This is a genomic window from Streptomyces sp. T12 (assembly GCF_028736035.1).
In the GTDB taxonomy this organism is placed as follows: domain Bacteria; phylum Actinomycetota; class Actinomycetes; order Streptomycetales; family Streptomycetaceae; genus Streptomyces.
The window spans coordinates 8072333-8092095 of sequence record NZ_CP117866.1; the positions used below are offsets into that span (position 1 = coordinate 8072333).

19 protein-coding genes are annotated in these 19763 nt (G+C 69.6%); 16 read left to right on the forward strand and 3 right to left on the reverse strand.

The features are described 5' to 3' along the window. Positions 1-5 precede the first annotated feature (5 nt). The 3 genes from PBV52_RS36280 (at position 6) to PBV52_RS36290 (ending at position 2893) form a co-directional block, all read left to right on the forward strand. Entirely contained in the window at positions 6-1253 is a 1248-nt protein-coding gene (locus PBV52_RS36280) for a HAMP domain-containing sensor histidine kinase (protein ID WP_274244320.1), read from the forward strand. 406 nt (positions 1254-1659) lie between these two features. Further along, complete coding sequence (locus PBV52_RS36285; protein ID WP_003997302.1) at positions 1660-1956, forward strand: DUF4193 domain-containing protein; 297 nt, start codon at positions 1660-1662, stop codon at positions 1954-1956. A gap of 13 nt (positions 1957-1969) precedes the next feature. Beyond that, positions 1970-2893 carry a hypothetical protein gene (locus PBV52_RS36290; RefSeq protein ID WP_274244348.1) on the forward strand — a complete coding sequence of 308 codons (924 nt, stop codon included), beginning with the start codon at positions 1970-1972 and terminating at the stop codon, positions 2891-2893. A gap of 78 nt (positions 2894-2971) precedes the next feature. Here PBV52_RS36290 and PBV52_RS36295 read toward each other — a convergent pair whose 3' ends face one another. Then, positions 2972-3433, reverse strand: coding sequence for a DUF3093 domain-containing protein (locus PBV52_RS36295; RefSeq protein WP_274244350.1), 462 nt, complete (start codon positions 3431-3433; stop codon positions 2972-2974). A 58-nt stretch (positions 3434-3491) separates the two neighbouring features. Here PBV52_RS36295 and PBV52_RS36300 point away from each other — a divergent pair, with 58 nt between their 5' ends. The 8 genes from PBV52_RS36300 (at position 3492) to PBV52_RS36335 (ending at position 11411) form a co-directional block, all read left to right on the forward strand. Beyond that, positions 3492-4076 (forward strand): PaaI family thioesterase, encoded by a 585-nt coding sequence (locus tag PBV52_RS36300; RefSeq protein ID WP_274244352.1) that lies wholly within the window; start codon positions 3492-3494, stop codon positions 4074-4076. Continuing rightward, positions 4073-4633 carry a dUTP diphosphatase gene (gene dut / locus PBV52_RS36305; RefSeq protein WP_274244353.1) on the forward strand — a complete coding sequence of 187 codons (561 nt, stop codon included), beginning with the start codon at positions 4073-4075 and terminating at the stop codon, positions 4631-4633. Before PBV52_RS36300 ends, dut begins: the two co-directional genes overlap by 4 nt. Before the next feature lies 1 nt (position 4634). Next, positions 4635-5393, forward strand: coding sequence for a DUF3710 domain-containing protein (locus PBV52_RS36310; RefSeq protein WP_274244355.1), 759 nt, complete (start codon positions 4635-4637; stop codon positions 5391-5393). A 168-nt stretch (positions 5394-5561) separates the two neighbouring features. Further along, positions 5562-6728, forward strand: coding sequence for an alginate lyase family protein (locus PBV52_RS36315; protein ID WP_274244357.1), 1167 nt, complete (start codon positions 5562-5564; stop codon positions 6726-6728). A 140-nt stretch (positions 6729-6868) separates the two neighbouring features. Further along, positions 6869-9445 (forward strand): sensor histidine kinase KdpD, encoded by a 2577-nt coding sequence (locus tag PBV52_RS36320; RefSeq protein ID WP_274244359.1) that lies wholly within the window; start codon positions 6869-6871, stop codon positions 9443-9445. Next, positions 9439-10155, forward strand: coding sequence for a response regulator (locus tag PBV52_RS36325; protein ID WP_274244361.1), 717 nt, complete (start codon positions 9439-9441; stop codon positions 10153-10155). Before PBV52_RS36320 ends, PBV52_RS36325 begins: the two co-directional genes overlap by 7 nt. Positions 10156-10232: 77 nt before the next feature. After that, the gene (locus PBV52_RS36330; protein WP_062703790.1) at positions 10233-10631 is read left to right on the forward strand and encodes an OB-fold nucleic acid binding domain-containing protein; all 399 of its coding nucleotides are present in this window, start codon (positions 10233-10235) and stop codon (positions 10629-10631) included. Positions 10632-10634: 3 nt separating this feature from the next. Further along, on the forward strand, positions 10635-11411 hold the full coding sequence (locus tag PBV52_RS36335; RefSeq protein ID WP_274244367.1) for a DUF3159 domain-containing protein: 777 nt from the start codon (positions 10635-10637) through the stop codon (positions 11409-11411). Positions 11412-11522: 111 nt separating this feature from the next. Here the strand turns inward: PBV52_RS36335 and PBV52_RS36340 are convergent, their stop codons facing one another. Both PBV52_RS36340 and PBV52_RS36345 read right to left on the reverse strand, forming a co-directional pair. Continuing rightward, positions 11523-12200 carry a TrkA family potassium uptake protein gene (locus tag PBV52_RS36340; RefSeq protein WP_128430915.1) on the reverse strand — a complete coding sequence of 226 codons (678 nt, stop codon included), beginning with the start codon at positions 12198-12200 and terminating at the stop codon, positions 11523-11525. Beyond that, positions 12200-12871 (reverse strand): TrkA family potassium uptake protein, encoded by a 672-nt coding sequence (locus tag PBV52_RS36345; protein ID WP_274244370.1) that lies wholly within the window; start codon positions 12869-12871, stop codon positions 12200-12202. The genes PBV52_RS36340 and PBV52_RS36345 overlap by 1 nt, the downstream gene beginning before the upstream one ends. Before the next feature lie 620 nt (positions 12872-13491). Here PBV52_RS36345 and PBV52_RS36350 point away from each other — a divergent pair. The 5 genes from PBV52_RS36350 (at position 13492) to PBV52_RS36370 (ending at position 19751) form a co-directional block, all read left to right on the forward strand. Further along, positions 13492-15540 (forward strand): APC family permease, encoded by a 2049-nt coding sequence (locus PBV52_RS36350; RefSeq protein WP_274244371.1) that lies wholly within the window; start codon positions 13492-13494, stop codon positions 15538-15540. 144 nt (positions 15541-15684) lie between these two features. Beyond that, the gene (locus PBV52_RS36355; protein WP_274244373.1) at positions 15685-17013 is read left to right on the forward strand and encodes a class I SAM-dependent RNA methyltransferase; all 1329 of its coding nucleotides are present in this window, start codon (positions 15685-15687) and stop codon (positions 17011-17013) included. Between the two features lie 353 nt (positions 17014-17366). Further along, a complete protein-coding gene (locus PBV52_RS36360) occupies positions 17367-17837 on the forward strand; it encodes a transposase (protein ID WP_274244375.1) in 471 nt (156 codons plus the stop codon). Continuing rightward, positions 17834-18040, forward strand: coding sequence for a hypothetical protein (locus PBV52_RS36365; protein ID WP_274244378.1), 207 nt, complete (start codon positions 17834-17836; stop codon positions 18038-18040). Before PBV52_RS36360 ends, PBV52_RS36365 begins: the two co-directional genes overlap by 4 nt. A gap of 94 nt (positions 18041-18134) precedes the next feature. Further along, positions 18135-19751, forward strand: a complete 1617-nt coding sequence (locus PBV52_RS36370) for an AMP-binding protein (protein ID WP_274244380.1) — start codon at positions 18135-18137, stop codon at positions 19749-19751. Positions 19752-19763 lie beyond the last annotated feature (12 nt).

A 19763-nucleotide genomic window follows, 5' to 3' on the forward strand; every position in this document is an offset into this window, starting at 1 on the left:
CGACCATGGCCGCGACTCCCGCGCCTCCCCAGGCGCCCCCCAAGCCCACCTGGGACCCCCGGAGGGTGGAGCCCCCCTTCCCGTGGCTGCGCCCCACCATCCGGATAAGGCTCACGCTGCTGTACGGCGGCATGTTCCTGATCGCCGGCATCCTGCTGCTGTCGATCATCTACCTGCTGGCCGCACAGGCGATCAACACGGGCAATGAACCCCTGTTCAAGATCGTGGACGCCACCCAGCTCCAGGTCACGAGCGACAACTGCCCCGCGATCAAGTCCGACAACCTCACGTTCTCCCAGTTCAACGAGGCGATCAGCGCCTGCATCGACGACCAGCGCCATGTCGCGCTGGACGATCTGCTCAGCCGCTCCCTGCTGGCCCTCCTCGGCCTCGCCGTCATCGCCTTCGCCTTCGGCTACGCCATGGCCGGCCGCGTCCTGTCGCCGCTGGGCCGGATCACCCGGACCGCGCGCGCGGTGGCGGGCTCGGACCTGTCCCGCCGCATCGAGCTGGACGGCCCGGACGACGAGCTGAAGGAGCTCGCCGACACCTTCGACGAGATGCTGGAGCGGCTGCAGCGGGCGTTCACCGCCCAGCAGCGCTTCGTCGGCAACGCCTCGCACGAGCTGCGCACCCCGCTCGCGATCAACCGCACGCTCCTCGAGGTGCACCTGTCGGACCCGAACGCGCCGATGGAACTCCAGCAGCTCGGCAAGACGCTGCTGGCCACCAACGAGCGCAGCGAACAACTCGTCGAGGGACTGCTGCTGCTCGCCCGCAGTGACAACCAGATCGTCGAGCGCAAACCGGTGGACCTCGCGGAGGTGGCCGAGCAGGCCGTCGACCAGGTGCACGCGGAGGCCGAGGCCAAGGGCGTGGTGATCCGCGGCGAGCAGAAGGCCGCGGTCGTGCAGGGCAACGGCGTGCTGCTGGAGCGGATCGCGCTGAACCTGGTGCAGAACGCCGTCCGGTACAACATCCCGGAGGGCGGCTGGGTCGAGGTCACCACCGAGGTCCAGCACGGGCAGGCGGTTCTGGTCGTGTCGAACACCGGGCCGGTGGTGCCGGCGTACGAGATCGACAATCTCTTCGAGCCGTTCAGACGGCTGCGCACGGAGCGCACGGGCAGCGACAAGGGCGTCGGCCTGGGGCTGTCCATTGTGCGGTCCGTGGCCCGGGCGCATGGCGGGCACATCTCGGCGCAGCCACGCGAGGGCGGAGGACTCATGATGCGGGTCACCCTGCCGATCTGAGACCATGTGCGCCGACACCTGACCGACACAACGGGGATGTTCGCTTTGCGCGGAATTTTCTGGGCACTCGTCGAGCAGCCCCATGTGTGATCGATCACAAGGGCGAATTTCCGGCCATCTACTCTCAGTGATCATGCGACCCGTCGGAAAGCCGGGAAAATCCGGGTTTTCGGGGGTCTTGATCACGGGAAGTACACGGTGAGACGCCTTTGAACTGCGGCATTAGGACCGTGTACGGTCCCGTTCGCCATCCAAGCCGATCACTCTTGAGGAGTCCGGTTGGGTGTCGATTGAGTAACAGACCTTGATGTGAGGCAAAATCTCCGCCTCGGGTCGGGCACAAGTCCGGCCTCTCACGCGTTACGTGCGCTGGAGACACCGCAGACACCCAGAGGGGGAGAGCGACATGGCAACGGATTACGACACCCCACGCAAGACCGACGACGACGTCGACTCGGACAGCCTTGAAGAGCTCAAGGCCCGGCGGAACGACAAGTCGACTTCCTCTGTGGACGTCGACGAGTTCGAGGCCGCAGAAGGCCTTGAGCTGCCCGGTGCCGACCTCTCCAATGAGGAGTTGGCCGTCCGGGTGCTGCCGAAGCAGCAGGACGAGTTCACATGCATGAGCTGCTTCCTGGTGCACCACCGCAGCCAGCTGGCCCGGGAGAAGAACGGTCAGCCGATCTGCCGCGACTGCGACTGAGGTCGGGTCGGGCATGACTGGCTCGACCCCACCTTGGAAGCGCCGCTCCCGACGGTCGGGAGCGGACGAAGGGCCGTCCGACGGCCCGTACGGCGCGCGTGACGACGAGCGGGGCTCATCCAGTACGGGGGCCTCGCTCGAACCCGTGTCCGGGGCTGACCTCCCGGCGCGGGGGGAGGTTCCCCCGGCCGCCGCCAAGCGGAGGGGCACGGTGATCCGGGAGAAGGCCCGGGAAGGCGTCCGTAGGGGCGGCAGCCGCGCCAGAGCGGGCCTCGGGTACCTCGCCGACCGGATCATCGAGAACGCCCCGCGGATCCCCGTACGGGACCTCGCAACCCTTCGCCGGCACTTCCCGGGCCTGGGGCCCGAGCAGATCGCGGACAAGCTCGTCACGGGCGCGGCGAACGCGAGCTCGACGGTCGGTGCGGGAGTCGGTGCGGCGGCGATGCTGCCGGTGCCGCCCGCGATGCCGACGGAACTGGCGGCCGAGATCACCGGCGTGGCGGCGATCGAACTGAAACTGATCGCCGAGCTGCACGAGGTGTACGGCGTACGCCCGCCCGGCAATCTGAAGGACCGCAGTACCGCGTATCTGTCCTCGTGGTCCGAGGAGCGCGGCATCGACCCGATGAAGCCGGCGACGATCAACGCCGCTCTTGGCGGGCAGATGAAGCGGGAGCTGCGTCAGCAGATCATGAAGCGGATGGTCCGGAATCTGCCGAACCTCATGCCTTTCATGGTGGGAGCCGCGGTGGGCGCGGTCATGAACCGCCGGGACACCAAGAGGCTCGCGGCACGGATTCGGGCGGACCTGCGGAAGATCCAGGTGCCGTGGGACGAACTGCCGGAACTGCCCCCGCTGGAGCGCCCGGCGAAGCCGCTGGAGATGGGCGACGTCGGCCGGGTGCACAGGTTCAAGAAGCTCGGGGGCGGCTGAGATCTCGGTGCCGCGACGAAGTTTTTGCCACGGCGGGCACAAATCTTGACCAGGCCGGTGAAGGCCCGCTCGGGTGTGCTAGACCGAGGCCTTCGCTGCCTTGATCGCCTCCGCCAGGCGTTCCGGCTCGCGGGTCGACAGGTACAGGTACGGGGTCGGGTCCTCGGGGTCCGTGACCTCCACGCGCAGAGCCGTCGGGATGTAGGCGCGCAGCAGGAGGAAGGCCCGGGTGTCGGCCTTGTGGGTGCGCCAGGCGCGGGCCTCCTCGGGGTCCAGGACGTGCGCCTCGCCCAGGGCCCGCACCGGGATCTTCGCCTCGCCCGCGATCAGCGAGTCGCCCACCAGACGGATGCGGACCGAGCCGTACGAGCTCGCCATGACCGCTGCCGCGGCGGTGCCGCCGACGAGCCCCGCGAGCATGGGAAGCGTGCCGAAGGGCAGGAGGATCAGGGCCAGGGAGACCCCGACCAGGAACGAGATCAGCCACCAGGTGCGGGGGGCGGTCAGGCGTTCTTCGTACGGGGCGGCGGAGAGCTGCATGGAGCCAAGCTTGGCACGGTGTCCGGATCGTGCCGACGCGCGGGTAAGGTCTGCGGCTGTGAGTGGTATTTCCCCGTCCCTCAAGCCCCCGGCCGGCGCCGTGAAACCGGTGCGGCATGCTGAGGCTCCCGCGCCCGGTGAGCTTCTTGGTGCCCATTACGGCCAGTGTTTCGGCTGTGGCGGCGAGCAGGCCCACGGATTGCATCTGGAGGCGCGGGCCGGCGAAGGGGTGTCCCTCACCGCCGAGTTCACCGTGCAGAGCGCCCACCAGGGGGCGCCCGGGCTCGCGCACGGCGGTGTGCTCGCGACCGCGCTCGACGAGACCCTCGGCTCGCTCAACTGGCTGCTGCGCACGATCGCTGTGACCGGGCGGCTGGAGACCGACTTCGTGCGGCCCGTTCCGGTGGGCACGGTGCTGTACCTGGAGGCCGAGGTGACGGCGGTGGCGGGCCGCAAGATCTACTCGACCGCCACCGGACGGATCGGCGGTCCCGACGGGCCCGTCGCCGTCCGTGCCGACGCCCTCTTCATCGAGGTGAAGGTCGACCACTTCATCGACAACGGCCGCCCGGAGGAGATCCGGGCCGCCATGAGCGACCCGGACCAGGTCCGCCGTGCCCGTGCCTTCGAGGTGAACCCGTGAGCCGTGAGCCCCGTCGAGAACTCGACGTGCTGATCCGGCGCGTCGACCCCGACGTACCGCTTCCGACGTACGCGCACCCCGGTGACGCGGGAGCCGATCTGCGCACCACCGAGAGCCGCGAACTGAAGCCGGGGGAGCGGGCCGTACTGCCCACCGGGGTGTCTGTCGCGCTGCCGGAGGGGTACGCGGCCTTCGTGCACCCCCGTTCCGGTCTCGCCGCCCGCCTCGGTGTCGCCCTGGTGAATGCCCCGGGGACGGTTGATGCCGGGTACCGTGGGGAGATCAAGGTGATCGTGGTGAATCTCGACCCGCATGAGACCGTGCGGTTCGAGCGCTTCGACCGGATTGCCCAACTGGTCGTCCAGCAGGTCGAGAGGGTTCGCTTCCAGGAGGTTGCGGAGCTTCCCGATTCGGCGCGGGCCGCAGGGGGCTTCGGGTCCACCGGCGGCCATGCCGCGGTGGGCGGCACAAGCGATACAAGCGATCAGGCCGCCGATGGCGGCGCAACGGGTGGGAATCGATACGCTTCGGTCGTATCCGACCGGGAAGGACAGTGACGTGTTCGGACGTCGCAAGAAGAAGGGTGCCGCCGAGGACGCGGCCGGCGAGCCCGAGCAGGTCGTCGACATCGACACTGAGGCGGACGACGACGGCACGCGCGAGCGCGTGAGGCTCGAGCCGGAACCGCGGCCCGACGGGCCCTGGGACAGCACCGAGGTCCGCGAGCCCGGTGAGGGCCGGGTGGACCTGGGCGGCCTGTTGGTGCCGGGCGTCGACGGCATGGAGCTGCGCGTCGAGGTCGCGGGTGACGCGATCGTCGCGGCGACCGTCGTGCTGCGCGACAGCGCCATCCAGCTGCAGGCCTTCGCCGCGCCCAAGCGCGAGGGCATCTGGGGCGAGGTGCGCGAGGAGATCGGCTCCGGCATCACCCAGCAGGGTGGCATCATCGACGAGGTCGAGGGCCCCCTGGGCTGGGAGCTGCGGGCCCAGGTGCCGGTGCAGCTGCCGGACGGCACGGGCGGTTTCCAGGTCGTGCGGTTCGTCGGCGTGGACGGTCCGCGCTGGTTCCTGCGCGGTGTGATCTCGGGGCAGGGCGCGGTGCAGCCGCAGGCGGCCGGTCTGCTCGAGCAGATCTTCCGGGACACGGTCGTGGTCCGCGGCGAGGGCCCGATGGCCCCCCGTGACCCGATCGTCCTGAAGCTGCCGAACGACGCCCAGATGGTCCCCGAGGGCGTCCAGCAGGAGGAGGCGGGTTCGCGCTTCTCCGGCGGCATGGGCCAGCTCCAGCGCGGGCCGGAGATCACCGAGGTGCGCTGAGCAACGTAGAAACATCAGGGCCGTACCCCACACGGGGTGCGGCCCTTTCTCGTGTTCTCGTGCGTGAACTCTTGACGGCGCATTGGTCTGTACCTACCGTCTCCGGCCAACGCGTCTGTTCATAAAGGCGCTTCGCGTTCACATACGAGAACGGAAGGCCCCCCACGCATGCGCAGAACCGCACTCTTCGCGGCCGCGGCCGCCCTCGTCGCCGGTGTCCTCGCCTGGCCCGCCGACGCAGCTCCCAGTACCTTCGCCCACCCCGGAGTCACCGTCTCCCAGGGGCAGTTGGACTTCACCCGCTCCAAGGTGAACGCCGGCGCCCAGCCCTGGAAGGGTGCCTTCGACCGGATGATGGCGAGCAAGTACGCCGATCTGAACCGCACCCCCAAGCCCCGCGCGGTCGTCGAGTGCGGCTCGTACTCGAACCCCAACTACGGCTGCACCGACGAGCGCGAGGACGCGATAGCCGCGTACACCCAGGCCCTCGCCTGGTACATCACCCGCGACGAGCGGCACGCGAAGAAGGCCATCGAGCTGATGGACGCCTGGTCCGCGGTGATCAGGGACCACACCAACAGCAACGCGCCTTTGCAGACGGGCTGGGCCGGCTCCTCGTGGCCCAAGGCCGCCGAGATCATCAAGTACACGTACACCGGGAACTGGGCGAACTCCGGCCGGTTCGCCACCATGCTCCGCGACGTCTATCTGCCCGAGATCATCAACGGCTCGAACTCCAACGGCAACTGGGAGCTGTCGATGATGGAGGCCGCCGTCGGCATCTCCGTCTTCCTGGAGGACAAGGCGTCGTACGACAAGGCCATGGCGAAGTTCCGCACCCGCACCGCCGCCTACGTCTACCTGTCCTCCGACGGCGACCTGCCGAAGACCGTGCCGAGCCAGCACCTCGACACCCGGGACAAGATCGTCAAGTACTGGCAGGGCCAGACCACCTTCGTCACCGGCCTCACCCAGGAGACCTGCCGCGACCTCACCCACACCGGGTACGGCATCTCGGCCATCTCGCACGTCGCGGAGACCAGCCGGATCCAGGGGCAGGACCTGTACGGCACCGACGTCGGTGAGCGGCTGCGGCAGGCGCTCGGGTTCCAGGCCAGGTACGAGCTCGGTACGGCCGTGCCCGGCTGGCTGTGCGGCGGCTCGCTGAAGCTCGGGCTCGGGCCGGTCACCGAGGTCGGGCACAACGCCCTGGCCAATCGCCTCGGGCATGCCATGACCAACACCGAGACGCTGACCGAGCGCAACCGCCCGGCCGGCAGCAACAACCTCTTCGTGGCCTGGGAGACCCTCACTCACGGCGACAACCCCGGGTGAGGCGGGGGCGGCGCGGCGGCGGGGGCGTCAGAGTTGCGTCAAAGACGCCCCCGCCGCCGCACCCGGCCCCATTTGTCGCGATTGTTGGCCGTAAGGTCGACGCTGCGCAGTTGGCAGTGGGACCGGAAGACAATAGGGCCATGGGACGCGGCAAGCTTCGGATCTACCTCGGTGCGGCACCGGGCGTCGGCAAGACGTACGCGATGCTGTCCGAGGCGCACCGGCGGATCGAACGCGGCACCGACTGCGTGGTCGCGTTCGTGGAGCACCATGAGCGGGCCCGCACCGAGGTGATGCTGCACGGGCTGGAGCAGATCACCCGTAACGAGCTGGGATACCGAGGGGCCCTCTTCACGGAGATGGACGTCGACGCCGTACTGGCGCGGCGTCCGCAGGTGGCGCTCGTCGACGAGCTGGCCCACACCAACATCCCCGGCGCGCGCAACGCCAAGCGCTGGCAGGACGTGGAGGAGCTGCTGGCGGCCGGGATCGACGTGATATCGACCGTCAACATCCAGCACCTGGAGTCGCTGGGTGATGTGGTGGAGTCGATCACCGGCGTACGGCAGCAGGAGACCGTCCCTGACGAGGTGGTGCGCCGGGCCGACCAGGTCGAGCTGGTCGACATGTCGCCGCAGGCGCTGCGGCGGCGGATGGCGCACGGGAACATCTACCGGCCGGACAAGGTCGACGCGGCCCTGTCGAACTACTTCCGGCCCGGGAACCTGACCGCGCTGCGGGAGCTGGCGTTGCTGTGGGTGGCGGACCGGGTCGACGCGTACCTGAAGCAGTACCGCAGTGATCACCGGGTGTCGACGATCTGGGGCTCGCGGGAGCGGATCGTGGTCGGGCTGACCGGCGGTCCGGAGGGCCGGACGCTGATCCGCCGGGCCGCGCGGCTCGCGGAGAAGGGGGCCGGCGGTGAGGTGCTGGCCGTCTACATCGCCCGCAGCGACGGCCTGACCTCCGCCTCGCCCAAGGAACTGGCCGTCCAGCGCACCCTCGTCGAGGACCTGGGCGGCACCTTCCACCACGTCGTCGGCGACGACATCCCGGCGGCGCTGCTGGACTTCGCGCGCGGGGTGAACGCCACTCAGATCGTCCTCGGCTCCTCGCGCCGCAGGAGCTGGCAGTACGTCCTCGGACCGGGCGTCGGCGCCACGGTCGCCCGGGACTCGGGCCCCGACCTCGACGTCCACATCGTCACGCACGAGGAGGCCGCCAAGGGACGCGGACTGCCCGTGGCCCGGGGAGCGAGTCTTGGCCGGTCCCGGATCGTGTGGGGCTGGCTCACCGGTGTCGGCGGTCCGGCGCTGCTCACCCTGCTGCTGACCCACGTCAACGCCGACCTCGGTCTCGCCAACGACATGCTGTTGTTCCTGACCCTGACGGTGGCAGCGGCCCTGCTCGGCGGGCTCTCCCCCGCACTGGCCTCGGCCGCGGTCGGATCGCTGCTGCTCAACTGGTTCTTCACACCACCGCTGCACCGCATCTCGATCGCCGACCCGAAGAACCTGCTCGCGCTCGTGATCTTCGTCTTCGTGGCGGTGGCGGTGGCCTCCGTGGTGGACCTCGCCGCCCGCCGCACCCAGCAGGCGGCTCGTCTGCGGGCCGAGTCGGAGATCCTGTCCTTCCTCGCCGGGAACGTGCTGCGGGGTGAGACCGGCCTGGAGGAGTTGCTGGAGCGCGTCCGCGAGACGTTCGGCATGGAGTCGGCGGCCCTGCTGGAGCGGCAGAGCGACGTCGATCCGTGGACGTGTGCGGGCCGGGTGGGCTCGGGGCGGGCGCCGGATCGGCCGGAGGAGGCGGACGTGGACGTACCGGTCGGCGATCACATGGCGCTCGCGCTGGCCGGCCGGGTGCTGCCCGCCGAGGACCGCCGGGTGCTGGCCGCCTTCGCCGCGCAGGCCGCGGTGGTCCTGGACCGTCAGCGTCTGCAGCGCGAGGCCGACCAGGCCAAGGAGCTGGCGGAGGGCAACCGGATCCGTACGGCGCTGCTGGCCGCCGTGAGCCATGACCTGCGTACGCCTCTTGCGGGTATCAAGGCGGCGGTGTCCTCGCTGCGCTCCGATGACGTGGCGTGGTCGGAGGAGGACGAGGCCGAATTGCTGGAGGGGATCGAGGAAGGTGCGGACCGGCTCGATCATCTGGTGGGGAATCTGCTGGACATGTCGCGGTTGCAGACCGGCACGGTGACGCCCTTGATCCGGGAGATCGACCTCGACGAGGTGGTGCCGATGGCGCTCGGCGGGGTGCCGGAGGACAGCGTGGAGCTGGACATTCCGGAGACGCTGCCCATGGTCGCCGTGGACCCCGGGCTGCTGGAGCGGTCGGTGGCCAACCTCGTCGAGAACGCCGTCAAGTACAGCCGGCAGGACGAGCCGGTGCTGGTCGCCGCGAGCGCCATCGCCGAACGGGTCGAGGTGCGCGTCGTCGACCGCGGCCCCGGCGTCCCCGACGAGGCCAAGGAGCGCATCTTCGCGCCGTTCCAGCGCTACGGCGACGCCCCGCGCGGTGCCGGAGTGGGCCTCGGGCTCGCGGTCGCGCGCGGCTTCGCCGAGGCCATGAACGGCACCCTCAACGCCGAGGACACCCCCGGCGGCGGCCTCACCATGGTGCTCACCCTCCGGGCGGCGGGAGCGCGCGCGGAGCTTGTCGAAGAGGGGGCCGCGTCTGTGGAGCGCCCCGCGGAACCTGAAAGGCAGGCCACATGCTGAGCCCGACCGGGGGGACCCCCCAGGCCCCCACGAGGGTGCTGGTGATCGACGACGAGCCGCAGATCGTGCGCGCCCTCGTGATCAATCTCAAGGCCCGCAAGTACGAGGTCGACGCGGCCCACGACGGGGCCACCGCCCTCGAACTCGCCGCCACGCGCCACCCCGACGTGGTCGTCCTCGACCTCGGTCTGCCCGACATGGACGGCGTCGAGGTGATCCGGGGGCTGCGCGGCTGGACCCGGGTGCCGATCCTGGTGCTGTCCGCCCGGCACTCCTCTGACGAGAAGGTCGAGGCGCTGGACGCGGGCGCCGACGACTACGTCACCAAGCCCTTCGGCATGGACGAGCTGCTGGCCCGGCTGCGGGCCGCCGTCCGCCGCGCCGAACCGACCGGGGGCGGCGAGGACGACGTGATGGTGGAGACCGAGGAGTTCACCGTCGACCTGGCCGCGAAGAAGGTCAACCGGGGCGGGAAGGACGTACGGCTGACCCCCACGGAGTGGCATCTGCTGGAGGTGCTGGTCCGCAACACCGGGCGGCTCGTCAGCCAGAAGCAGCTGCTGCAGGAGGTCTGGGGGCCGTCGTACGGGACGGAGACGAACTATCTGCGGGTGTACATGGCCCAACTGCGCAGGAAGCTGGAGGCGGATCCTTCGCATCCCCGGCACTTCATCACGGAGCCGGGGATGGGGTACCGATTCGAGAAATGAGCTGGTCACAGGGGGCTGGTTCGGGGGGCGGCACCAGGGGTACGAGAGTGTCGGTGCACCCCGGTAGGCTTCAAGACATGAGTGCTGTTCCTCGTTCCGAAAAGTCGGTGGGCCGGTTCCGGCGCATGCTCGACCGGCTCTCCTCGTCGCAGGAGGACCTGGAGTCCGAGGAGCTGCGGGAGGATGCCGAGACGGCCGGATGCATCAGGATCGGTGACTGCCATGACCGACAGATAGTGACGGTTACTGGTACCTTGCGCACGGTCACCCTGCGGCCGCGTGCGGGAGTCCCGGCCCTGGAGGCCGAGCTGTTCGACGGCTCCGCCGCCCTCGACGTGGTGTGGCTCGGCAGGCGCTCCATAGTCGGGATAGAGCCGGGGCGCCGGCTGATCGCATCGGGCCGGATCTCCATGAGCCGAGGCCGCCGGGTGCTGTTCAACCCGAAATACGAACTGAGACCCCTCGGACGGGAGTAGCCGGTGACGTCGCTCGACAAGCCGACTGAAGACACCACCGACACCACCGCAGACGCCGAGCACGACGCCCGGGCGGTGACCGAGGCCGCGCTGTTCGAGGCCTTCGGCGGCATGCGCGGCATGATCGAGACGGTGCTGCCCGGTCTGCTCTTCGTCACCATCTACACGATCAACAAGGACCTCCACCTGTCGGCCATCGCCGCGCTCGGGGTGTCCCTGTTGCTCGTGGTGGTGCGCCTGGTGATGCGGGACACCGTCAAACACGCGTTCAGCGGCGTCTTCGGCGTCGCCTTCGGTGTCGTGTTCGCGATGATGACCGGCAACGCGAAGGACTTCTATCTGCCCGGCATGCTCTACACGCTGGGGCTGGGACTCGCGTACATCATCACGACCTTGTGCGGCGTGCCGTTGATCGGGCTGATCCTCGGGCCGGTGTTCAAGGAGAACCTCTCCTGGCGCAAACGCAATCCCGGGCGCAAGAAGGCGTACGCGAAGGCCAGTTGGGCGTGGGGCCTGATCCTGCTCGCCAAGTGCGCGATTCTCTTCCCGCTGTACTGGTGGGCGGACACGACGCAGTTGGGCTGGGTGCTGGTCGCGCTGAAGATTCCGCCGTTCCTGCTGGCCGTGTGGCTGACGTGGGTGTTCCTGGCGAAGGCGCCGGCGCCGATCGATGTGTTCGCGGAGATGGAAGCGGCGGAGAAGGCGGAGGAGGAGCGCAAGGCGGCGTCGGCCGCGGAGCGCGAGGAGGCCGCGGGCGCGCGGCACCGCCGGGAGACCTAGATTCCCGTACGACGATTCCGGTATGAGGATTCCGGTATGAGGATTCCCGTACGACGACGGAGGGCGCCCTGAATACTCAGGGCGCCCTCCGTCGTCGTGAGCCTGAGGGGCTCAGCCCGCCGTGTCCTCGCGGCGGACCGACAGCAGGTCCTCCAACTGCTCCTCGCGGGCCTGGGCGGCCACGAAGAGGAGTTCGTCGCCTGCCTCCAGGGAGTCCTCGCGGGACGGGGTCAGGACCCGGTTGCCGCGGATGATGGTGACCAGGGACGTGTCCTGGGGCCACTCGACGTCGCCGACCTGGGTGCCGGCCAGGGCCGACTCCTCCGGGAGGGTCAGCTCGACGAGGTTGGCGTCGCCGTGGCTGAAGCGCAGGAGACGGACCAGGTCGCCGACCGAGACCGCTTCCTCGACCAGGGCCGACATCAGGCGGGGGGTGGAGACCGCCACGTCCACGCCCCACGACTCGTTGAACAGCCACTCGTTCTTGGGGTTGTTCACGCGGGCCACGACGCGCGGGACGCCGTACTCCGTCTTCGCCAGCAGGGACACGACCAGGTTGACCTTGTCGTCGCCCGTCGCGGCGATCACCACGTTGCAGCGCTGCAGGGCCGCCTCGTCCAGGGACGTGATCTCGCAGGCGTCGGCGAGCAGCCACTCCGCCTGCGGGACGCGCTCGACCGAGATAGCGGTCGGCGCCTTGTCGACGAGCAGGACCTCGTGGCCGTTCTCCAGCAGTTCGCCCGCGATGGAGCGACCCACCGCGCCGGCACCGGCAATGGCGACCCTCATCAGTGACCGCCCTCCTCTTCGGGACCCTTGGCGAACGCCGCCTCGACCTTGTCGACCTCGTCGGTGCGCATCATCACGTGCACCAGGTCGCCCTCCTGCAGCACCGTCTGCGACGTGGGCAGGATCGCCTCGCCGAGCCGGGTGAGGAACGCGACGCGGACGCCGGTCTCCTCCTGCAGCTTGCTGATCTTGTGCCCGACCCAGGCCGCGGAGGCGTGCACCTCGGCGAGCTGGACACCGCCGGTGGGGTCCCGCCACAGCGGCTCGGCGCCCGAGGGCAGCAGACGGCGCAGCATCTGGTCGGCCGTCCAGCGGACCGTGGCCACGGTGGGGATGCCCAGGCGCTGGTAGACCTCGGCGCGGCGGGGGTCGTAGATACGGGCCGCGACGTTCTCCACGCCGAACATCTCGCGGGCCACGCGCGCGGAGATGATGTTCGAGTTGTCTCCGCTGGAGACGGCGGCGAAGGCGCCGGCCTCCTCGATGCCCGCCTCGCGCAGGGTGTCCTGGTCGAAGCCGACACCGGTGACCCGGCGTCCTCCGAACCCGGGGCCCAGCCGTCGGAAGGCGGTGGGGTCCTGGTCGATCACGGCGACCGTGTGCCCTTGTTGCTCCAGGGTCTGGGCCAGAGCGGAGCCCACCCTTCCGCAGCCCATGATGACGATGTGCACGGCGCTTACCCCGCACTCCTCGTTAGGCGTCTGAATTGCGTGAACGTGGCGCTCATATCCTTCTCTCGGTTCGCCGGGCAACAGGCGCGGGCCGGTCGCGGACCGCTGGGCACCATCATGCCGGGGAATCCCGTCGATGATCCCTCGCGGGATGGCGGGACGGATCGCAGGCTCGCGTGCGCCTTCGTCCACCGTAACGTCCGGGTCGGACACACCGACCATTGCGTCCGGTGGGTGGCGAAAGTCGGCGGTGCGGTCGGTGCGGTCGGTGCGGTCGGTGTGGCAGCGGTGGGTGCGGCAGCGGTGGGTTCCGCGCGGCCGGTCCTCCGACTGCCGGTCCTCCGACGGCCGATCCCTCAGCGGCGGTTGAAGCTGCGGAGGCTGGCCAGTGCCAGGGCGGCGAGTCCGGCGAGCGACACGAGGGCACCGACGAGCTGAGCGGTCGTCTGCGACATGGGGTCTCCCGGATGTGATGAGCGTACCGACGCAGGTCATGGAGGCATGGGGACGCCTGCGAGGCCTTCGCCCGGCGCGTGCGCGGCACGGAATTCACCCCGGCGCCGCGCGCGATTTCACCCGGATGTGCTCCGTCCCAGGCCGTGGGCCTACGATTCTCTGTTGTGTCCAAACTGACCGACGTGCCCAAGCGGATTCTGATCGGGCGCGCACTGCGCAGTGACCGGCTCGCGGAAACGCTCCTGCCGAAGCGCATCGCGCTGCCCGTCTTCGCCTCCGACCCGCTGTCCTCCGTGGCGTACGCCCCCGGAGAAGTACTGCTGGTCCTCTCCATCGCGGGCGTGTCGGCGTACCACTTCAGCCCCTGGATCGCGGTCGCGGTCGTGGTGCTGATGTTCACCGTGGTCGCCTCCTACCGGCAGAACGTGCACGCCTACCCCAGCGGTGGCGGCGACTACGAGGTGGCCACCACCAACCTCGGCCCCAAGGCCGGTCTGACGGTCGCGAGCGCCCTGCTCGTCGACTACGTTCTGACCGTCGCCGTCTCGATCTCCTCCGGCATCGAGAACCTGGGCTCAGCGGTCCCGTTCGTCGTCGAGCACAAGGTCGAGTGCGCGGTCGCCGTGATCGTGCTGCTGACGCTGATGAACCTGCGCGGCGTCAAGGAATCCGGCAGCCTCTTCGCGATCCCGACGTACGTGTTCGTCGCGGGCGTCTTCATCATGATCGCGTGGGGCGCGTTCCGCGGGCTGGTCCTCGACGACACCATGCGGGCGCCCACGGCGTCGTACGAGATCAAGCCGGAGCACGAGGGACTCGCGGGCTTCGCGCTGGTCTTCCTGCTGCTGCGCGCCTTCTCCTCCGGCTGTGCCGCGCTCACCGGCGTCGAGGCGATCTCCAACGGTGTACCGGCCTTCCGCAAGCCCAAGTCGAAGAACGCCGCCACCACGCTCGCGGCGATGGGTCTGCTGGCCGTCACCATGTTCTGCGGCATCATCGGGCTCGCCATGGTGACCAAGGTCCGTATGGCCGAGAACCCGGCCGTCGACCTGCTGAAGGACGGTGCCGCGGTCGGCGCCGGCTACGTCCAGAACCCGGTGATCACCCAGGTCGCCGAGGCCGTCTTCGGCAAGGGCAGCTTCTTCTTCATCGTGCTCGCCGCGGCCACCGCCCTGGTGCTGTTCCTGGCGGCCAACACCGCCTACAACGGCTTCCCGGTGCTCGGCTCGATCCTCGCCCAGGACCGCTATCTGCCGCGCCAGCTGCACACCCGCGGCGACCGGCTCGCCTTCTCCAACGGCATCGTGCTCCTGGCGGGCGCGGCCATCCTGCTGGTGTGGATCTACGGCGCCGACTCCACCCGGCTGATCCAGCTGTACATCGTCGGCGTGTTCGTGTCCTTCACGCTCAGCCAGACCGGCATGGTCCGCCACTGGAACCGCCTCCTGGCGACGGAGACCGACCAGGCCAAGCGCCGCCACATGATCCGCTCCCGCGCGATCAACACCTTCGGCGCCTTCTTCACCGGCCTCGTCCTGATCGTCGTGCTCGTCACGAAGTTCACGCACGGCGCCTGGGTGGCCCTGCTGGGCATGGTGATCTTCTACGGCACGATGACGGCGATCCGCCGCCACTACGACCATGTCTCCGAGGAACTCGCCGCCCCCGAGGGCCCGAGCGACGACAGCGTACGGCCGTCCCGCGTGCACTCCGTCGTCCTGATCTCCAAGATCCACCGCCCGGCCCTGCGCGCCCTGGCCTACGCCAAGCTGCTGCGCTCGGACACCCTCGAGGCGCTCAGCGTCAACGTGGACCCGGTCGAGACCAAGGCGCTGCGCGAGGAGTGGGAGCGGCGCGGCATCGACGTACCGCTGAAGGTGCTCGACTCGCCGTACCGCGAGATCACGCGGCCGATCATCGAGTACGTCAAGAGCCTGCGCAAGGAGTCCCCGCGCGACGCCGTCTCGGTCATCATCCCCGAGTACGTGGTCGGCCACTGGTACGAGCATCTGCTGCACAACCAGAGCGCGCTGCGGCTGAAGGGCCGGCTGCTGTTCACGCCGGGCATCATGGTGACCTCGGTGCCGTACCAGCTCCAGTCCTCCGAGGCGGCCAAGCTTCGGGCCCGCAAGCGGCAGGAGTGGAACGCGCCGGGTTCGGTGCGGCGTGGGCCTGCCCAGGAGCGGGCGAAGGAGTCGGACGCCCAGCGCTGACGGAAGGCCCGGGGCGCGGCGGGGAGCACGTAGACTGGTGGGCTGTTGTCGGGCCCTGATGGACCGCCGGTCGGACCGCGCTCTTGCCCACCCGTCCCCCGCCGTTCAGGGCCGTACCCCTTCTCGATCTGGAGTCACCCCACCATGCAGGCAGAACCGAAGAAGTCGCTGGTGGGGGAGGAGTACGAGGTCGAGATCGGCCCCGTCGCCCACGGCGGGCACTGCATCGCCCGCACCGACGCCGGCCAAGTGCTGTTCGTCCGCCACACGCTGCCCGGCGAGCGGGTCGTGGCCCGTGTGACCGAGGGCGAGGAGGGCGACCGCTACCTGCGCGCGGACGCGGTCGAGGTCCTGTCGGCATCCAAGGACCGCATCGAGGCGCCCTGCCCCTTCGCCGGCCCCGGCCGCTGCGGCGGCTGCGACTGGCAGCACGCCAAGCCGGGGGCACAGCGCCGGCTGAAGGGCGAGGTCATCGCCGAACAGCTGCAGCGGCTCGCGGGACTGACGCCGGAGGACGTCGGCTGGGACGGCACGGTGGTGCCGGCCGAGGGCGACAAGCTGCCGGCGGGGCAGGTGCCGCAGTGGCGGACGCGGGTGCAGTACGCGGTGGACGCCGACGGGCACGCCGGACTGCGTCGGCACCGCTCGCACGAGGTGGAACGGATCGACCACTGCATGATCGCCGCCGAGGGCGTCAGCGAGCTGGGCATCGAGAAGCGCGACTGGACCGGCATGGCGGGGGTCGAGGCGATCGCGGCGACGGGGTCGCAGGACCGTCAGGTGATCCTCACCCCGAAGCCGGGGGCGCGGCTGCCGATCGTGGAGTTGGACAAGCCGGTCTCCGTGATGCGGGTCGGCGACAAGGACGGCGGGACGCACCGGGTCCACGGCCGACCCTTCGTCCGCGAACGCGCGGACGGCCGTACGCACCGGGTCGGCAGCGGCGGCTTCTGGCAGGTTCACCCGAAGGCCGCGGACACCCTGGTGACGGCGGTCATGCAGGGCCTGCTGCCCCGCAAGGGCGAGATGGCGCTCGACCTGTACTGCGGCGTCGGCCTGTTCGCGGGCGCGCTCGCCGACCGGCTCGGCGACAAGGGCGCGGTCCTCGGTATCGAGTCCGGCAAGCGCGCGGTGGAGGACGCCCGGCACAACCTGGCCGACTTCGAGCGGGTGCGGATCGAGCAGGGCAAGGTCGAGACGGTCCTGCCGCGCACGGGTATCACCGAGGTGGACCTGATCGTGCTGGACCCGCCGAGGGCCGGGGCGGGACGGAATACGGTCGCGCATCTCGCGTCGCTGGGGGCGCGGCGGATCGCGTATGTGGCGTGCGATCCGGCGGCGTTGGCGCGGGATCTGGGGTACTTCCGGGATGGGGGGTATCGGGTGCGGATGTTGCGGGCGTTCGATTTGTTTCCGATGACGCATCATGTGGAGTGCATGGCGATCCTTGAGCCCGCCGCAAAGGGCTCCTGACCTGCGGTTTTATCTCTGCGCATTATGTGCGGTGTGGGCGTTACGGGCGATATCTTGACGCTGAAATGACGCTCGTGACGCTCATTTGACGCTCGTTCTGATGAGATGTCAGGCGCCTTGTCGGACAGGTCAGACCCTGTCAAGATGGCGAACATCGATAGGGGCGCCGAGGGTAGGCGACGCTGAGCGCAGACCTACTGAGTCCTGCTGGTCAGATGTCCCGGAAGAGACCAGCGAGGCCATGACCTGCGGCGACCGGCAAGGTCGACGCGGCCACTCTGGCCCACCTGCTGCGCACGAATCTGCTGCCGGAGGCGCGGATCGCCCTGCAGCCCATCCGCGAGCAGCGAGCGGTGCTGCGCCACCGTGCCCAGCTCGTCCGGTTGCGCACACTGCTGCGCAGCCGCATCCACGTGGTCCTCGCCGAACACGGCTGCGACCGCATGGGCAGCGCCCGCACCTGCTGGAGTGCCCCGGGCCGCGCATGGCTCGGCGAACTGCCGCTGCCGGACAGCGCGCGCCGGACGGCGGCCGACCGGCTGGAGGTCATCGATGCACTGCCGGCCGTCATCGACCGGCGCGACGCTGTGCTTGCGCAGACCACGAACGCGGACCCGCGGGTCAAGGCGCTCACCGCGCTGCCCGGCATCGGCCGGATCACCGCCCTGGTCATGGTGGCGGAGATCGGTGACATTCGCCGGTTCTCGTCGGTCCGCAAGCTCGCCTCCTGGGCCGGACTCACCCCCACCATCCGCGGCTCGGACCCAAGGGTGCGCTGCAGGCGCATCTCTAGGCAGGGCGACCCTGGCGGCGCTGGATCATGAACGAGGCGGCGCAGACCGCCAAGCGCACCGCGCCCTACGCTGCCTGCTTCGAGCAGATCGCCCACCGCCGCGGCCGGAAGATCGCCACCACCGCCATCGCCCGCAAGCTCCACGTGCTCCACCTGGTCGACACGGTGTTCCCCGCCGTACGGGAGGACCGACGGCGGGCTCCGTTAGGGGTACCCATGTGGGCCGGGCCATAGGAGCGGCCCATCCTGGCCTGTGCACACTCTCCCGCCCAGCCGAGGATGGGGTCGCGTCCCCAATGACGGGTGGGAAGGAAGAGCAGGAGTCGCAGTGGCCAGCACTCTGACAGTCGCGGGGGACCTCGCCGGTGCCCCACGCGTCGAGGACTGGGTGCGGCGCAGCGCGGAACGCCACCAGGCGAAGGAGGCGCTGCGGATCGGTGCGCGTCGGGTGAGCTACGCCGAACTGATGGGCACGGCGGATCGCTGGGCCCGTGTCCTGCGGACAGCACATCCCCACGGTGAGCCCCGCTCCATAGGCCTACTCAGCGACCGGACGTTGACCGGCTACACAGGTGTGCTCGCGACCCTCTGCGCGGGTGCCAGGGTCTGTCCGCTCGGCCCGGACCTGCCGTCCGACCGGCTCGTGGCGTTGCTCCGCGACCACCCCCTCGACGCATTGATCACGGACCACGTCTGTGCCGGTCAGCTCAAGTCCTTGGCCGACCGGTACGCCCTGCCACCGATACTCGCTCCCGACAACGACTCCGCCTTCTGGGTCGGCACTCAGGCGCGGGTGCTCGTTGACCGGGACAGCACCACAGCTCAGGGCGCACGGGACCGTCCCAGCGAGACCGCTTACGTCATGTTCACCTCGGGCTCCACAGGACGCCCCAAGGCGGTGCCCATCACCCACGCCAACGTCCTCTCCTTCCTAACAACCGTGAGGGATCGCTACGACTTCACCGCTAGCGACGTCTTCAGCCAGACCTTCGGGTTGACGTTCGACCTTGCTTACTTCGATCTCTTCGTGGCCTGGACCTGCGGTGGAACGCTGGTGCACACCCACCCGGCGGCGCTCGGCCGCCTGGAGGAATTCGTGCGGAGGGAGAGTCTCACCGTCTGGTTCTCCGTCCCCAGCGCGATCGGTTTCGCTCGACGGACCAGTGGCCTGCCGTCCAACTCCCTGTCCTCACTGCGGTGGAGCCTCTTCTGCGGTGAGGCGTTGCTCACCGAGGACGCCGCCGCCTGGCAGCGAGCGGCGGCTAATTCAGTGGTGGAGAACCTCTACGGGCCGACCGAAGTGACCATCGCCTGCTCGGCGTACCGATGGTCACCTGAGAGCCGGGGCGCGGGGCTGCACGGCGTCGTGCCTGTCGGGCACCTCTTCCCCGGCCACGACGCGGTACTGCTCGACGAGGCCGGGCGCATCGACGTCAGCCAAGGCGAGCTGTGCGTCACGGGGCCCCAGATGTTCTCCGGCTATCTGCGCGAGGAAGACGACGAGGGCCGCTTCGTCCGGATCGACGACCGCCTCTGGTATCGCACCGGCGACCTGGTCCGTCGTAGCGAGACCGCCGGCCTCCTGTACCTCGGCCGGGTCGACCATCAAGTGAAGATTCGTGGTCACCGGATCGATCCGGGGGAGATCGAATACTGGCTGCGGACGATCCCGGGTGTCGAAGCCGCGGCTGTACTGGCCGACGGCGGCCCGGAGGATCGGGAGTTGGTCGCCTTTTGCTCCGGCCCTGCAGTGGACACCGCACAACTCGACAGGCGGCTCCGCGAGTTCCTGCCCCCTCATATGATCCCGCGCCGCTACGTGACGCTGGACCGGCTGCCTGTGACCGACCGCGGCAAGACGGATCGGAGTGCCCTCGCGGCCGTACTGACCAGAAGTCATGAGGTTCTCGGCCTATCACCAGGCCTGCCGGCGCCCGGCCGTTGAACCATCCGTCGA